At 30.0% G+C, this 1,348-nt stretch carries 2 protein-coding genes; both read left to right on the forward strand.

The genetic code is table 11. From position 1 onward, the window contains the following. Positions 1–89 precede the first annotated feature (89 nt). A complete protein-coding gene (locus FYJ33_RS15970; RefSeq protein WP_154532953.1) occupies positions 90–377 on the forward strand; it encodes a transposase in 288 nt (95 codons plus the stop codon). Further along, on the forward strand, positions 374–1,282 hold the full coding sequence (locus tag FYJ33_RS15975) for an IS3 family transposase (RefSeq protein WP_154532955.1): 909 nt from the start codon (positions 374–376) through the stop codon (positions 1,280–1,282). Before FYJ33_RS15970 ends, FYJ33_RS15975 begins: the two co-directional genes overlap by 4 nt. Positions 1,283–1,348 lie beyond the last annotated feature (66 nt).

The following is a 1,348-nucleotide window of genomic DNA, read 5'->3' on the forward strand; positions in this document are numbered from 1 at the left end:
ATGGAGCTAGAATATAAATAGTACAAGTTAAAAGTGGATATTTCTCAAAAAGAGTTATAATGAAGATATGATGAATTGGAGGAATTGAAATGAGTAAACAGTATGATAAGGAATTTAAAGAAAATGCAGTAAGATACTATCATGAACATAAAGATTTAAATATGAAAAGATGTGCTACTAATTTAGGAATTGCTGCTTCTACTCTTGGTGATTGGGTTAAGAAGGCAGATATTAATGATGGTGAAGTACCCACTAGAGGATCAGGTAATTATTCAAGTGATGAAGCAAAAGAAAATGCAAAATTAAGAAAAGAATTGAAAGATACGAAAGATGCCCTTGAAATATTAAAAAAAGCCATAAGCATTCTGGGAAAATGACACAAGCTATATTTATCGAAACTGCGAAAGCAGAAGATTTAGCAGTTAAAGATAAGAAACGCCGACTTAATGTCAGCGGAGTGCTTAGAATATTAGGCGTTTCAAGAAATGGATATTATTCTTTTAAGAATAGGAAACCATCCTTAAGTGAAAAACGTAAAGAAGTTATTGAAGATAAAATTATAGACATATATGATGAATCTCACCAAAATTATGGAGCACCTAAAATTACGCAGAAACTGCGTGAAATCGGAGAAGAAATAAGTGAAAAGACAGTTGGAAATTATATGAGAGAATTAGGTCTTAAAGCTCAGTATATCAAGCCTTATATAGCTACAACGACTAATTCGGATTTTAGTTCTGAACTTAAAAATATACTAGATGAAAATTTTTCCCCTTCTACCCCTAATGCTGTTTGGTGTACAGATATAACTTATATATGGACTTATGATGGCTTTGTATATCTTACAAGTGTTATGGACCTATACTCTAGAAAGATAATATCTTGGGTATTAAGTTCAACTCTTGAATCAAAGTGGATTGTGCAGGCTATAAACAAAGCTAAAGCAATAAGAAATGTTAAAGAAGCATTAATTATACATTCAGATAGAGGAATACAATATACATGTGAGGCTTATAGAATAGCAACAAAAGATATGATTACAAGTTATTCAAAAAAGGCTTATCCATGGGATAATGCCTGCATAGAATCCTTTCATGCTCTTATTAAAAGGGAGTGGATAAATCGCTATAAAATTTTAGATTACAAACATGCATATAAGCTTGTTTTTGAGTATATAGAAACCTTTTACAATACAGTAAGAATACATAGTCACTGTGGATATTTATCCCCAAATGAATATGAAGATAAATATTACTCAGAAAATATAAAAAATGCATGTTAACTATAAAAAATATAATAATATAATTTATCCGAATTTAATTTGTACTTTTTCTTGACATAGTACCAA

It is taken from the genome of Inconstantimicrobium porci, assembly GCF_009696465.1.
In the GTDB taxonomy this organism is placed as follows: Bacteria; Bacillota; Clostridia; order Clostridiales; family Clostridiaceae; genus Inconstantimicrobium; species Inconstantimicrobium porci.